Source organism: Kitasatospora sp. NBC_00039 (assembly GCF_045160625.1).
Taxonomy (GTDB): domain Bacteria; phylum Actinomycetota; class Actinomycetes; order Streptomycetales; family Streptomycetaceae; genus Kitasatospora.
In genome coordinates this window covers 2,451,973-2,465,769 of sequence record NZ_CP108289.1, presented here as the reverse complement: position 1 = coordinate 2,465,769, position 13,797 = coordinate 2,451,973, and the positions used below count along the sequence as shown (strand labels likewise).

Annotated in this window: 14 protein-coding genes; 5 read left to right on the top strand and 9 right to left on the bottom strand. The window is 72.9% G+C overall.

Annotation, left to right across the window (positions count from 1 at the left end):
- Nucleotides 1–95 precede the first annotated feature (95 nt).
- On the top strand, nt 96–782 hold the full coding sequence (locus OG286_RS10995) for an HAD family hydrolase (protein WP_396323508.1): 687 nt from the start codon (nt 96–98) through the stop codon (nt 780–782).
- Nucleotides 783–836: 54 nt separating this feature from the next.
- Here OG286_RS10995 and OG286_RS10990 read toward each other — a convergent pair whose 3' ends face one another.
- From OG286_RS10990 to OG286_RS10975, 4 genes are all read right to left on the bottom strand, one after another.
- Nucleotides 837–1,235 (bottom strand): DUF2267 domain-containing protein, encoded by a 399-nt coding sequence (locus tag OG286_RS10990; protein ID WP_396323507.1) that lies wholly within the window; start codon nt 1,233–1,235, stop codon nt 837–839.
- A 59-nt stretch (nt 1,236–1,294) separates the two neighbouring features.
- Nucleotides 1,295–1,699, bottom strand: a complete 405-nt coding sequence (locus OG286_RS10985; RefSeq protein WP_396323506.1) for a DUF2267 domain-containing protein — start codon at nt 1,697–1,699, stop codon at nt 1,295–1,297.
- Nucleotides 1,696–2,028, bottom strand: a complete 333-nt coding sequence (locus OG286_RS10980; protein ID WP_396323505.1) for an STAS domain-containing protein — start codon at nt 2,026–2,028, stop codon at nt 1,696–1,698. Before OG286_RS10980 ends, OG286_RS10985 begins: the two co-directional genes overlap by 4 nt.
- A gap of 136 nt (nt 2,029–2,164) precedes the next feature.
- Nucleotides 2,165–2,599, bottom strand: a complete 435-nt coding sequence (locus OG286_RS10975) for an Hsp20/alpha crystallin family protein (RefSeq protein ID WP_405362029.1) — start codon at nt 2,597–2,599, stop codon at nt 2,165–2,167.
- A gap of 74 nt (nt 2,600–2,673) precedes the next feature.
- Here OG286_RS10975 and OG286_RS10970 point away from each other — a divergent pair, with 74 nt between their 5' ends.
- From OG286_RS10970 to OG286_RS10955, 4 genes are all read left to right on the top strand, one after another.
- On the top strand, nt 2,674–3,393 hold the full coding sequence (locus tag OG286_RS10970) for a hypothetical protein (protein ID WP_396323503.1): 720 nt from the start codon (nt 2,674–2,676) through the stop codon (nt 3,391–3,393).
- On the top strand, nt 3,374–3,709 hold the full coding sequence (locus OG286_RS10965; RefSeq protein ID WP_396323502.1) for a hypothetical protein: 336 nt from the start codon (nt 3,374–3,376) through the stop codon (nt 3,707–3,709). Before OG286_RS10970 ends, OG286_RS10965 begins: the two co-directional genes overlap by 20 nt.
- Nucleotides 3,710–3,996: 287 nt before the next feature.
- Nucleotides 3,997–4,272, top strand: a complete 276-nt coding sequence (locus OG286_RS10960) for an isoamylase early set domain-containing protein (protein WP_396323501.1) — start codon at nt 3,997–3,999, stop codon at nt 4,270–4,272.
- A gap of 591 nt (nt 4,273–4,863) precedes the next feature.
- Nucleotides 4,864–5,376 carry a hypothetical protein gene (locus OG286_RS10955; protein ID WP_396323500.1) on the top strand — a complete coding sequence of 171 codons (513 nt, stop codon included), beginning with the start codon at nt 4,864–4,866 and terminating at the stop codon, nt 5,374–5,376.
- A 20-nt stretch (nt 5,377–5,396) separates the two neighbouring features.
- On the opposite strand, the gene OG286_RS10950 is transcribed toward OG286_RS10955, so the two are convergent.
- The 5 genes from OG286_RS10950 to OG286_RS10930 form a co-directional block, all read right to left on the bottom strand.
- On the bottom strand, nt 5,397–7,190 hold the full coding sequence (locus tag OG286_RS10950) for a glycoside hydrolase family 15 protein (protein ID WP_405362033.1): 1,794 nt from the start codon (nt 7,188–7,190) through the stop codon (nt 5,397–5,399).
- A gap of 83 nt (nt 7,191–7,273) precedes the next feature.
- A complete protein-coding gene (locus OG286_RS10945; protein WP_396323498.1) occupies nt 7,274–8,380 on the bottom strand; it encodes an enolase C-terminal domain-like protein in 1,107 nt (368 codons plus the stop codon).
- A complete protein-coding gene (locus tag OG286_RS10940) occupies nt 8,377–8,892 on the bottom strand; it encodes a DUF1360 domain-containing protein (protein ID WP_396323497.1) in 516 nt (171 codons plus the stop codon). Before OG286_RS10940 ends, OG286_RS10945 begins: the two co-directional genes overlap by 4 nt.
- Before the next feature lie 5 nt (nt 8,893–8,897).
- Complete coding sequence (locus OG286_RS10935) at nt 8,898–11,966, bottom strand: FAD-binding and (Fe-S)-binding domain-containing protein (RefSeq protein WP_405365143.1); 3,069 nt, start codon at nt 11,964–11,966, stop codon at nt 8,898–8,900.
- 3 nt (nt 11,967–11,969) lie between these two features.
- Nucleotides 11,970–13,757 (bottom strand): thiamine pyrophosphate-requiring protein, encoded by a 1,788-nt coding sequence (locus tag OG286_RS10930; protein WP_396323495.1) that lies wholly within the window; start codon nt 13,755–13,757, stop codon nt 11,970–11,972.
- Nucleotides 13,758–13,797 lie beyond the last annotated feature (40 nt).

Below are 13,797 nucleotides of genomic sequence, written 5' to 3'. Positions count from 1 at the left end.
GATCGGCGGCCGGAAACGGGCGTGGCGGACGGGCGGTGGGTGCAGGCGGGCCTTAGCGTCGAAGACCGGCGGAGGCTTGAGCGAGGAGGCGGGCGATGCCCAGCGCGGCGCTGTTCGATGTCGACGGGACGCTGCTCGACACCAACTACTGGCACACCGTGGCCTGGACGCAAGCGCTGGCCCAGTTCGGTCACAGCCCGGCGATGGCACGCATCCATGCTGCGATCGGCATGGGCGGCGACCAGCTCCTGGGCCATCTGCTCGGCGACGGCCGCGACCGCGACCAGGACGAGGCGATCAGCACGGCGCACCAGGCGCTGTTCGCCCGGTTCTGGCCCAGCCTGCGGGCCTTCGACGGGGCCGGTGACTTGCTGCGGGTTCTCAAGCGCCGCGGCTGGACGGTCGTTCTTGCCTCCTCCGCCTCCGCCCGGGACCTCGCGGTGATGCGGCGCGCCCTGGACGCGGACGACGCGATCGACGCCGCTACCTGCGCAGACGACGTGGACGCCAGCAAGCCCGCCCCCGACCTCGTTCATGCCGCCCTGGCCAAGGCCGGCGTCGGGCCCGACCAGGCGGTGTTCGTCGGCGACACCCCGTGGGACGTGCAGGCCGCCGCCCAGGCCGAGGTGCCGTGCATCGCGGTCCTGTCCGGCGGCTTCGGGGAGCGCGCCCTTCGCGCGGCTGGGGCGCTGGAGGTCCACGCCGGCGTCGCCGAGCTTCTCGCCTGTCTGGACGACAGTGTCCTCGCAGACCCGACTCGCCACGCGCACGGATCCCGCTGAGTCTCGGACGGCTGGCCACGTGGTGGTCGGCCGAACGCGGTTGATGGTGGTGGATCAGGCTGCTGCGGCGAGGTCGGCGCGGCCGAACAGGAGCGCGTAGCCGCGGGGAAGGCCGGCGAGGACGCGGTCGGCGGCCGGCCGGCCTGCGAGGTCGGCGAGGGCGGTCAGGACGGAGGAGGTGTCCCAGCGAGCGCCGGCGAGGGTGGTGTTCAGGGCATGGGCCACGGCTTCGACGAAGGCGGGAGCCGCCACCGGGGCCGGCAGTGGGACCTGAGCGGCGAAGACGGCGCGGTCCGGTTCGGGAAGCGCGGCGGCGAGGTCGCAGCGTTCCTCGCCGGTGAGCTGGGAGCCGAGGACCGTCAGGACGACGGCGAGAACGCGCTCGGCCTCCTCGTCGCTGGTGTAGCGGCCGAGGGCGCGGATCTGCTGGAGGAGGAGGCGGTGCCGGCTCATGGGGCGAAGGCCTTCCTGGAGTGACGCAGGCCCGGGGCGGGCGACGGCGTGCAGGGCGGTCAGGGGCGGTGGCCCGCAGTCGGGCGGCCGAACAGGGTTTCGTAGCCAGGCGGCAGTTGGAACAGGATCTGCTCCATCAGGTCGTCGTCCGCGGCGTCGGCGACAGTGGACAGGACGGCGCCGACGTCCCACAGGGCCGTGGTCTCGGTGGCGCCGTCGATCCAGGCGGCGGTGGCGCGGACGAACCGTTCGGGGCTGAGCGGTTCGGCGGCCTGCAGCGGGTTGAGCAGGATCAGGGCGAGGGTCTCGGGTAGCCGTGCGGCGAGCCGGGCGCGTACGTCGCCGACGAGGTGCGCGCCGAGCAGGGCCAGCACGACGCGGGCGGAGCGTTCCGCTTCCTCGGGTGTGTCGTATTCGCCGCGTTCCTGGACGCGCTCCAGGAACGCCTTCCACCGGAGCGTCACCGTGATCTCCTCCCTCCGGTCTCAGGGGCTGAGCGGTGGCAGGGGGTGGCCAGGCGGCGGGTCAGACCGGTCAGTCCCAGCAGCCTGGCCACCGGCCGGCCGGCTCCCCGCAGGACCAGGTGCTTGCCCTGCCGGTCGGCCTGGTTGCGGGCCTGAACGAGGGCACGCAGGCCCGAGCAGTCCATGAATGTCACCTCCGCCAGATCCACCACCACGTCCCGGTTCGCGGCAAGCGCGGCAGTCAGCTCGCGGCGCAGCCGCGGTGCGGTGTCGATGTCGATCTCGCCACGCGCCCTCACGACGAAGGGGGCGTTCCTGGAACTGGACATGACACCTCCCGACGTCGGGCCCTCTGCCGGCACGCCGAGGGCGTGCCGGCAGGGAATAGGAGACGTGGTTGCGGAGGTGTTCCGTGCCGCCCCACCGGGGGCACAGGGCGGCATGGAACACCATCGGGGCCGGGAGTCAGGCCTGGATCTGCCTGCGGCTTCCGCTGTGGCTGATCTCGATCTTGCGGGGCTTGGCCTTCTCGGCGACCGGGATCTTCAGCGTCAGCACGCCGGCGTCGTAGTCGGCGCTGATCCCGGCGGGGTCGAGGGTGTCGGAGAGCATGATCTGGCGGGAGAACACACCGAGCGGGCGCTCGGACAGCTCCCACTTCACGCCCTCCGCGTCGGGCCGGGGGCGGCGCTCGGCCTTCACCGTCAGCATGTTCCGCTCGACGTCGATGTCGATCGCCTCGGGGTCCACCCCGGGCAGGTCGAAGCAGACCACGTACTCGTCGCCGGCGCGGTAGGCGTCCAGCGGCATCGGGGTCGGCCGCGACCACGTGCCCGTCGTGGTCAGGAACTGCTGGGTCAGCCGGTCCAGTTCGCGGAACGGGTCAGTGCGCATCAGCATCGCGAAACACCTCCACTGATCGATTGGCAGCCAGTGCGCTTCACCTGAGACTGTTCTAACATGTCATCCATCCGATGACAACCGACCTCGTCGCCCAAGGAGTGACATCTGTGGGAGAGCATCCGAAGACGCCCGCCACGGGCCCTGGCACCCCGACGGGACCGGCATCCTTCTTCGCCGCGGCCGCCGCGCTCGCCGCCATCGACGACGCGGTCCGCGCCGCCCGGATCACCGCCCCGGCCGGTCCCGGCACACCGGCCGACGGCCCGCAGCCGGCCCTGGCCGCACTGGTGCTGCTGCGCGAACTGCGCACCGAACTCGCCGGCTGGGAAGCCGGCCTGGTCGAGACCGCCCGCGCCGAAGGCGCCACCTGGGCCGACCTCGCCCACCCCATGGGCGTCGCCAGCCGCCAGGCCGCCGAAAACCGCTACCTGCGCCTGCGCCCCACCGGCCACGCATCCCCCGAGGAAACCGGAGCCGAACGCGTCAAGGCCGTGCGCGACCGCAGGGCCGCCGACCGCGCCGTCACCGCCTGGGCCCGCGACAACGCCGCCGACCTGCGTATCCTCGCCGCCCAGATCACCGCCGCCACCGGACTCGCCCCCCGGGCACGCCCCGCACTCACCGCCCTCACCGCGGCCCTGGGCGCCCCGGACCCGGCGGACCTGATAGCGCCCCTCGTCGACATCCGCCCCCACCTCGACGCCGCACACCCGGACCTCACCGCCCGCCTCGACGACCTCACCCGCCGAACCGACCGCCTCCGCCACGACAGTGACCAACGACGCACCTGACACCACCCCCGCCCCGGAAGACCGCTGGCAGCACATCGAAGACCGGCTCACCGCCCTCGACCACCGCATCCGGGAACTCGGCAACGCCGCCACCGCCACCCTCGACACCCACCTGGCCCGCCTCGAAGTCCTCCGCCACAACCTCGCCCACCAACCCTGGCCCCCGAACAGCTGGCCCGGGCCGGCGGACCGCCCCGCCGAAACGCCCCCGCACCACGGGCCGGCACCCACAGAAAGCCGCCCCGAGGCGGCCCCGCCCGCGACGGATAGCAGCCGGGTTCTCGACCAGGGCGGCGCCCCGCCAGCCGCGGCATGAACGAACGGGCCGCCCAGGCAGTCCGCAGGGTCTCCCCGGGGCACCTCCTGGAAGAGGAGCCAGAAACACCGTCGCCCCGTTGCGACCTGCGCCGAAAGGGCCACCATCACCGACCTCTACGCCCTGCGCGACGCCCTCGACAGTGCCGACCCGGGCCACCGTCGGCCCATGTGATGAGCCGACCGGGTGGCTTGGGAAGGCGACCGCCGCGCCCCGTGCCGCCGGCAGGCCGGGCGGGGCGCAGGATCGAAGGGTCACGCCCCTCCGCTGCAAAGGAGTTGCCCGTCATGCTGGAGCGCGCCCGGCGCAAGAACGCCACCGAGGTCACCTTCGTCCTGCCGGCCGACCACCCGATGGGGGAGGTCAGCGTCGTCGGAGACTTCAACGGCTGGCAGCCCGGCACCCATCCGCTCACCGCCCGCAAGGACGGTATGCGCGCGGTGACGGTGGCGATGCCCGCTGAGCAGCGCGTCGCCTTCCGCTACCTCGCCCACGGCGACTACTGGTTCGACGACCAGGATGCGGACGGCCACGACGGGACGAACGGCTACCTGCACACCTGATCCCCTCCCGGCCGGCACACCTGTGCGGTCACGCTGTGCCGCAGTGCCTGCCTCACCGGTCCGGCCGGCCGCCCGGCCTTCGCAGGCGGCACGGCACCGGGCCTGCGCACGCGTGGCACGCGAGATTGCCTCCTGCCTGCGAAACACACCTGAGGGGTGCTGCGGCGCCTCCTACCTCACCGCCGGCTGTTCGAGCTCCACGACCGGCGCGTCACCGTTGCCTCAGCCTGCCAGAGGCTGCCGGCGGAGCCCTCGGCCCAGGGCTCCCGGCATCGGGGAGCGGATCGAACAGGCCGTGATCGACCTGCTCGGCTTCGACCCGATGCCGGCGCCAGCGCCGACTCCGGGATCGGCACCACGGTCCCGCTCATCTGCCATGCCGGCCCCGCTCTCCCACGCCCGTCGACCAGGCAGGTGGCCAAGCGCGTCGCTCCTGCCGTCGCGGTTCGCCGGTGCCTTTCCGGGCGCCGACCGGGGGACAGGTGGCCCCGCCTACACTGGTCGGTCACGAACGCGGCAGCGCCGCCCTGCCCAACAGCTCGCGCACCGGCCCCGCCGGAGGCGGCGAGCACTCCCGAGGGAGCGATCGCCGTGCCCACCGATCTGACGCCGGTCACCGCCGCCTGCACCCGCTGGCTCCTGCACGCCTACCCGCCGCCCGCGGGCGCGGTCAACTACGCCCTGGCCGAGGCCCAGGCCCGCCAGGCCGCCACGCTCGCCGCCCACCTTCGCTACCCCACCGACCTCGACGTGCAACTGCTCCACCTCCTGGGCCCGGGCGGGGCCGACCGGCTGGACTGGCTCACCGAGGGCGCCCCGCACGCCGAGGGCGCACCTTGGCGCACCTGGGTCGACGAGACCGTCGTCAGCTGGGCCGCCTGCCTCCTGGCCGACCCCGCCCTGAGCACCCGCGCCCTCCGAGCGCTCGACGCCACCGATCACCGTGGCGAGAACGGCGGCCTGCTGCGCCTGACCGTCCCCGGCCCCCGCGAGAGTGAGGCCGCCGCCCTGCTGCGCCACCCCGACCTCCTCGAAAACATCGCGCATCTCCACCGGTCCGAGCTCCTCGAACTGCTGGACGCCGACAACGCCGCACTGCACTGACGCACCCGAGCGCCCGGGCCCTACTCGATGGCAGGCGCCGACCTGTCCGAGGCTCCGGCCCAGGACCCCGGTGCGAGCCGGGCTGCTGCTTCGAGCATCAGCGCGTGGACGAACGCCTGCGGTAGGTTCCCGCGCAGCTGGCGCTGGGCGACGTCGAACTCCTCCGCATACAGGCCGGGCGGGCCGCAGGCGGCGCGGTTGCGTTCGAACCAGCGCAGCGCCTGCCTGTCGTTGTTCTGCTGGTGCTCGGCCAGGGCGATCACGAATCCGCACAGCAGGAACGCTCCCTCGGCATCCTCGAGGGGCCGCTGGTCGTGGCGGAACCGGTAGGCATAGTGGTCCTGCACGAGGTCGGCGTGCACCGCTCGCAGGGTGGCGGTGGTGCGGGGGTCGTCCGCGGGCAGGGCGCCTCGGACGGCGGGCAGTAGGAGGGCCGCGTCGACCCCGGCCTGGTGCGGGGAGCGCTGCCACCGGCCGGTGGGATGCAGGCAGTCGGCGGCGGTCTCGGCGACGATCGCGTCGGCCAGCGCCTCCCAGCCGGCGGCGCGCCCGCCGCTGGCCCGGGGTGCTGCGGCGGCGATGGCGCGCAGGCCGGCGGCGCAGGCGAGGCGGCTGTGCGCCCATCGGTCGTTGTGCAGTTCCCAGATGCCGGCGTCGGGCTCGCGGTGGCGGGTCGCGATCGTGTCGGCAGCGGTGAGCGCGGCCTGCCAGCCGTTCGTGTCGAGCCGGTCGTGGCGGGCGGCGGCGGCCAACAGCAGCAGGCTCTCGCCGAACACGTCGAGCTGGAACTGCTTGTTGACGTGGTTGCCGGTGACGTCGAAGCCTCCGGGGTAGCCGGGCAGGTCGAGGGTGCGCTGGTCGGGCACCGCCGCGCCGGTGGCGGTGTAGGCGGGTGCGAGCGCGGGGCCGTGTTCGAGCAGGCGGGCGGTGACGTACCGCACGGAGTCGTCCAGCAGTGGGTGCGGTCCGGTGGCGGCGACGGCCTGGCCGATGTAGGCCTGGTCGCGGATCCAGACGTACCGGTAGTCGTAGTTGCGGCCTTGCTCGGCGCGTTCGGGCAGGCTCGTGGTCGCCGCGGCGACCGTGCCGCCGCCGGGTCCCGTCAGTCCGGTCAGGACCGTGTAGGCGTGCCGGGCGTCGCGGCGGCCCAGGGTGTTCGCGAGATCGGGCACGCGTGCGGTCCAGGCCGCTTCGGTGGCCCGCCAGAGTACGTCGGCGGGCTCGGGTGTCGGCAGGGGCCGGTCGGAGATCTCCAGGACCAGGTCATGGCTGGCTCCGGCCGCCACACGCACCGCGGTGCGCAGCCCTGCGTCGCCGCGCCGGGCGTCCGGCGCGCCGCTCCAGCGCAGATACAGTTCGCCGGCCCGGGCCGTCCACCGCCCCTGCTCGTCCTGACGCACCTGGCGCGGCCGGTGGGCGCCGAAGCCGGGCGCCGGGTGGAGGTGAACGTCGACCCGGGTGTCGCCGTCGGCGGCCAGGATCCGGCGCAGCACCACCGCGCGGTGCGGGTCGCCGGGGTAGGCGAGGGCTTCGCGGCATTCGACGATGCCGCCGGTGGTGATCCAGCGGCTGCGCCAGATGAGGCTGCCGCTCTCGTAGTAGCCGCCCCAGACGAACGGATCGGCGGGGGTGACGGTGTACCAGCCGGGACCGCCGATCAGGGCCGCGAAGACGGCGTCGCTGTCCCAGGTGGGTGCGCACAGCCACACGATGTCGCCGCGCGGTCCGACCAGGGCGCCGCGCTCGCCGTCGGCGAGCAGGGCGTAGTCGCGCAGCGCATGGGGAGCGGGCGGGCCGTCGATGGGGGCGGTCAACGTCTCACTCTCCCTCGGTAGGGGGCCGTGTGCCCGCCGGCGGGGTGACGCCCCTTGGCGTTGTTGGGGCGTGCCGGCCCTCGTCAGGTGTGGACACGGAAGCGCTCCGCCACCTCGGACCGCAGGGTCAGGCCGAGGCCGGGCTCTCCGGTCCGCCCCGGGCGCACCGAGCCCCCGCCGGGGCTGAGGGTCCCCTCGAAGAGCAGGTTCTCGATGCGGACGTGGTCGTGGAACCACTCCAGATGGCGCAGGTTCGCCGTGGCCGCTGCGGGGTGCGCGTGGACGTGCGGTGCGCAGTGCCCGGACAGCTGGAGACCGTGCGCCTGGGCGAGGGCGGCGGCGCGCACCCACACGGTGATGCCCCCGCAGCGGGTGGCGTCCGCCTGCAGGCAGTCCACGGCCGGTGCCATGCGGGCGAAGTAGGGCAGGTCGTATCCGTACTCGCCGGCCGCGACGTCCGCGGTGACGGCGTCGCGGACGTGGGCGAGGCCGGTGAGGTCGTCGGAGGTGACGGGTTCCTCGAACCAGCTCACCCCCAGGCCCGCCAGCGTCCGTCCGACGCGGACGGCCTGTTTGCGGGTGTAGGCGCCGTTCGCGTCGACGTACAGTTCGGCGTCGTCGCCGATCAGCCCACGGGCCTGCTCGGTGCGCTCCAGGTCGCGCCGTTCGCGGGCGCCCCAGTTCTCACCGATCTTGATCTTGAAGCGGGTGACGTCCTGCTCGGCCCAGCCTTCGAGCTGCTCGGCCAGTTGCCGTTCGGTGTACGTGGTGAAGCCGCCACTCCCGTAGACGGGGACCTCGCGCCGAGCGGCACCGAGCAGGTCCACGAGCGGAAGGCCGAGCAGGCGGGCCTTGAGGTCCCACAGGGCGATGTCGACGGCGGAGATCGCGCCCGCGATCAGGCCGGGACGGCCGGCGTTGCGCATCGCACGGCTCATCGCTTCATTGGCGTCCGGGATGTCGAAGGCGGGGCGGCCGACCACGATGCCGTGGAGTTGCCCGGTGATCACCTGGGCGGTGGCGGGGGCGCCGTAGGTCCAGCCGAGGCCGATGGTGTTCTGGCTGCGGGCATGGACGAGGACCATGGTGGTGGAGTCCCAGGCGAGGGTGCCGTCGGCCTCCTGAGCGTCGGTGGGGAAGTCGAGGACCTGCACCTGCAGGGCCTCGACGGTCGGGGTGGTGGCGGTCATGGCTGTTCGCCGGCGGCTTGCTGGGCAGCGGCGCGGGCGAACTGCAGGAAGTCGGCGCCGGCCAGTGCCGCGAGGGTGGCGGTGGCGAGTCGGGTTGCGCGCGGGGCGAGGACGGACCCGGCGGTGCTCGCGGTGGCGACCCACAGGGCGACACAGAACGGGCAGGTGACGAGCTCGCCGACGGCTTTGCGCGCTCCGGTGCCACGGACCTCCTCTTCCAGTTCGGCCGGACCGGAGGTGCCGTTGAAGCGGGTGAACGGCGCGCGCAGCGGGCTGGTGACGGGGTCCTTGGCGACCAGGCGGGAGAGCTGGTGGATGGCCAGCGCGTTCAGGGTGACGTCCCATGGGCTTGGGTTGGGCAGCTCGCGGCGGGTGGTCCGGGCGGTGGCGGCGATGCCGAGCACGGCGGTGGCATACAGCGCCATGAGGCCGGTGTAGGCCGCGAGCGGGCGATCGTCGTTTCCGGCGTAGGAGCGGGCCTCGTGGCGGAGTCGCTCGTGCAGGGATCGCATGACGGTTACCTCCTCCTTGCGCGGTGTCGGTGCGTGGCGAGAACGGCCGCCGTAGCCAGGCCGGTCAGCGTGCCCGCGACGCCTGCGGTCAGCAGGCGGGCCGCCGCGGGACGGGGTTGCGGGCGCGGGATCGCCTTCTCGGGGTGGTCGGCGGGTGGCGGTCCGTCCAGGGCCAGGGCGAGGGCTTCGGCCAGGTGCAGGGCCTGGCGGCCAGTCGTGGCCTGGTCGATCTGGGTGCGGCAGCTGAAGCCGTCGGCCAGGACGAAGGCGCCGGGGGCGGTGTCGCGCACGGCGGGCAGGACGCCCTGCTCGGCGATGGCCCGGGACAGGTCGTAGTGCCCTCGTTCAAAGCCGAAGTTGCCCGCCAGGCCGCAGCAGCCTTCGTCGAGCACGTTCGCCTCCAGGCCGGCGCGGCGCATCAGTTCGCGGTCCGGGCCGGTGCCGAGGACGGCGTGCTGGTGGCAGTGGGTCTGCACGGTCGCCGCCCGGCTGGTCCGGGGCGGTTGCCAGCTGTCGGGGGCGTGGTTGACGAGGTGTTCGGCGAAGGTGCGCGTCTGCGATGCCAGACGGGTGATGTCCTGGTCACCTGCGAGCAGGTCGGGGGCGTCGGTGCGGAAGACCGCGGTGCAGGAGGGTTCGAGGCCGATGATCGGGGTTCCGGCCTCCAGCCACGGTTGCAGCACGCGGGTGGTGCGCTCGAGGACCCGGCGAGCTGTGGTGAGCTGGCCGGTGGAGATCCACGTCAGGCCGCAGCACACCGGGCCGGCCGGGACGGCTACGTGGAAGCCGGCGTCTTCCAGGACGCGGACCGCGGCGTCCGCGACGTGCGGGTGGAACTGGTTGGTGAAGGTGTCCGGCCACAGCACCACGGTGCGCGGATCGCCCGGATCGGGCTGCGGCTTGGCGGCCCGGTGCCAGGACTCCTGGAACGAATCGGCAGCGAACAGCGGTGCGGCGCGGCGCGGGTCGATGCCGGCCAGCATCTTGCCCATCCGGCCCAGGGCCGGGGCGTGCAGGACGGCATTGGCCAGGCCCGGCGCCGCCAGCGTCCGCGTCAGGTGCGCCCACAGCGGGAGCCAGCCCATGGCGTAATGGGCGGGCGGACGCAGCCGCCCCTGATAGTGGTGGGCGAGGAACTCGGCCTTGTAGGTGGCCATGTCGACCCCGACCGGGCAGTCCGACTTACAGCCCTTGCAGGCCAGGCACAGGTCGAGTGCGTCGCGGACCTCGGTGGAGCGCCAGCCGCCGGTGACGGGCGAGTCGTCGTGGCCGCCGAGCATCTCGAAGAGCAGCCGCGCCCGGCCACGGGTGGAGTGCTCCTCCTCTCCGGTCGCACGGTAGGAGGGGCACATGACCCCGCCCTGGTGGGTGCGGCAGTTGCCGATGCCCACGCAGCGCAGCACCGCTTGGCCGAAGTCGTTGCCGTCGTCGGGATAGGCGAAGTGCGTCTGCTTCGGTTCGGGCCGCCAGGCGGCGCCCAGTCGCAGGTCGGCATCGACGCGGTGGGGGTGGATGACCTTGCCGGGGTTCATCCGGTTGCCGGGGTCGAACAGAGCCTTGACCTCGCCCATCGCGTCGACCAGGGTCTGCCCGAACATGCGTGGCAGAAGTTCGCCGCGGGCCTGCCCGTCGCCGTGCTCCCCCGACAGCGATCCGCCGTAGGAGGCGACGAGGTCGGCCGCGTCGAAGAGGAAGGCCCGGAACGCCTCGATGCCCTTGCCCTCGCGCAGCTCGAACGGGATCCGGGTGTGGACGCAGCCCTGCCCGAAGTGCCCGTACAGGGAGGCCTGCTGGTAGCCGTACCGGTCGAAGAGCCGCTCCAGGTCGCGCAGGTAGGCCCCCAGCTTCTCCGGGGCGACCGCGGAGTCCTCCCAGCCCTCCCACGTCTCGGAGCCGTCCGGCGGCCGGGCGGTCACGCCAAGGCCCGCTTCTCGGGCCTTGAGCATCTCCTGCTCACGCGCCGGATCGTCGGAGAGCGCCACCTTCGGGTCGTCCTCGTCGCGACCCAGCGCCCGCAGCAGCTCGTACGCCTGCGCATCGGCCTCCTGCTTCGTGTCGCCGGTGAACTGGACCAGCAGCCAGCTGTCGCCCTCGGGCAGGCTCTCCAGCGAGTCGAGGTAGGCGTGCTCCTCGCGCATCAGCTGCGCCATCCGCCCGTCGATGGCCTCCAGCTGGGTGGGGCGGCTGTGCTCCAGCAGGTCGGGGACCGCGTCGGCAGCCTGGTAGATGTCGTCGAAGCCCAGGACCAGCAGTGCCTCCGCCGCCGGCACCTCGACCAGCTCCAGTTCCGCCCGCAGGACGGTCACCAGGGTCCCTTCGCTGCCCACCAGGGCGCGGGCCACGTCGAAGCCGTTCTCGGGCAGCAGGGAGTCCAGGTTGTAGCCCGAGACCCGGCGCGGGATCTTCGGGTAGCCGCGCCGGATCTCGGCCAGGTGGCGGCCGGTGATGTCCCGCAGCCCCTGGTAGATCATCGCCCTGGGCCCGCCGTCGGTCACGATCCGGGCGTACTCGTCCTCGCCGGTCGGGCCCGCCCAGAACCGGGCACCCTCGTACGTGAGGACTTCGAGGCGGCGGATGTTGTCGGCGGTCTTGCCGTAGGCCTGGGCGGACGCGCCGCAGCTGTTGTTGCCGATCATGCCGCCCAGCGCGCAGTGGCTGTGGGTGGAGGGCTTCGGACCGAACTTCAGTCCGTGCTGGGCAAGTTGGCGGTTGAGCTCGTCCAGGACGATGCCGGGCTCGACCACGCAGGTCCGCCCCTGTGGATCGACCGAGACCAGACGGTGGCAGTACTTGGTCCAGTCGATGACCACCGCCTCGTTGGTGCACTGCCCCCCGAGGCTGGTACCGCCTCCGCGCGAAAGCACCGGTGCGGCGAACCGGGAGCAGACTCCGACCGCGGCGGCGCCCGCCTCCACCGTCCGCGGCACGACCACACCGAGGGGGACGTGGCGGTAGTTCGAGCCGTCGGTGGCGTAGGCGCCGCGGCTTCCGGCGTCGAAGCGGACCTCGCCGTCCACCTCGGCGCGCAGGGCCCGCTGGAGTGCGGCGAGGTCGAACTCCTGGCCGGCGGTCACCGGTCAGCTCCGTCCGTTGCCGGGCAGGAACTCCTGGATCTTCGCCTTCACGCCCTGCTGGACCACCGATGACCGGTCGCTGTCGCCGTGCAGGACGGCGGAGGCGGCGGCCTTGATCTGGTCCCAGGTGGCGTGCGGCGGGATCGGCGGCACGGCCGGGTCGGTGCGGAAGTCGATGACGAACGGCCGGTCCGCGGCCAGCGCACGCCGCCACGCCGGCTCCACGTCCTCGGGCCGCTCCACGCGCACTCCGTCCAGGCCGAAGCTCTGGGCGAGGTCGGCGTAGCGCACGTCGGGCAGGCTCTGCGAGGCTTCGAACTGCGGGGCGCCCTGCATCGCGCGCATCTCCCAGGTGACCTGGTTCAGGTCGTGGTTGTTCAGGACGGCGACGACCATGCGCGGGTCGGCCCACTCCCGGTAGTACTTCGCGGCGGTGATCAGCTCGGCGAGGCCGTTCATCTGCATGGCTCCGTCGCCCACGATCGCGATCGCCGGCCTGTCTGGGTGCGCGAACTTTGCGCCGATCACGTACGGCACACCCGGACCCATGGTCGCCAGCGTCCCGGACAGCGAACCGCGCATGTCACCGCGCATCCGCAGGTGCCGGGCGTACCAGTTCGCCGCGGACCCGGAGTCCGCGGCCAGGATCGCGTTGTCGGGCAGCAGCGCGTCGAGGGCGTGGACGACGTGCTCGGGGTTGACCGGGTCCGCGGACACCTCGGCGCGCCGCTGCATGACCTCCCACCAGCGCGCCGCGTTGTCCTCCACCGTCTTGCGCCACGCGCCGTGCGCCTTGCGCTCCAACAGCGGGATCAGTCGGCGCAGCGCTTCGGCCGCGTCGCCGACGAGGTTGACCTCGAACGGGTAGCGCAACCCGACCATGGACGGGTCCAGGTCGATCTGCACGGCCCGCGCCTGGTCGAACTCGGGCAGGAACTGCGTGTAGGGGAAGCTGGAGCCCACCACGAGGAGGGTGTCGCAGTCCCGCATCATCTCGTAGGAGGCGCGGGTGCCGAGCAGACCGATGGAACCGGTCACGTACGGCAGGGTGTCGGGCAGTACGTCCTTGCCGAGCAGTGCCTTCGCCACGCCGGCACCGAGCAGGTCGGCGACCTGCTCGACCTCGGGACGAGCCGAACGGGCGCCCTGCCCGATCAGCATCGCGACCTTCTCGCCGGCGTTGAGGACCTGCGCGGCCCGCGCGAGGTCCTCCTCGGCCGGGACCAAGGCGTAGCGGGGGACACCGAGGCTGGAGGGCACCTGCTTGAAGGCGTGCGCGGGGGGCTCGTAGTCGAGTTCCTGCACATCGGCCGGGATGATCACCGCGGTGACCGTGCGCCGGGTGGCGGCCACCCGCATGGCGCGGTCCAGCACATTCGGCAGCTGGGCGGGGACGGTGACCATCTCGCAGAACTCCGAGGCCACGTCCTTGTAGAGGGTCAGTAGGTCGACTTCCTGCTGGTAGGAGCCGCCCATCGCGCTGCGGTCGGTCTGCCCGACGATCGCGACCACCGGCACGTGGTCGAGCTTGGCGTCGTACAGGCCGTTCAGCAGGTGGATCGCGCCCGGACCCGAGGTAGCCGCGCACACCCCCGTCCGTCCGGAGAACTTCGCATACCCCACCGCCTGGAAGGCCGCCATCTCCTCGTGCCTCGCCTGGACGAACCTCGGCCGGTCCTCGGCGCGGCCCCAGGCTGCGAGCAGCCCGTTGATACCGTCCCCGGGATACGCGAAGACGTACTCGACCTCCCAGTCGCGCAGCCGCTCGAGCACGTAGTCGGAAACCTTCATGACCCAACTCCTCCACTGCGCGGTCCGGGAACCTCGTGCA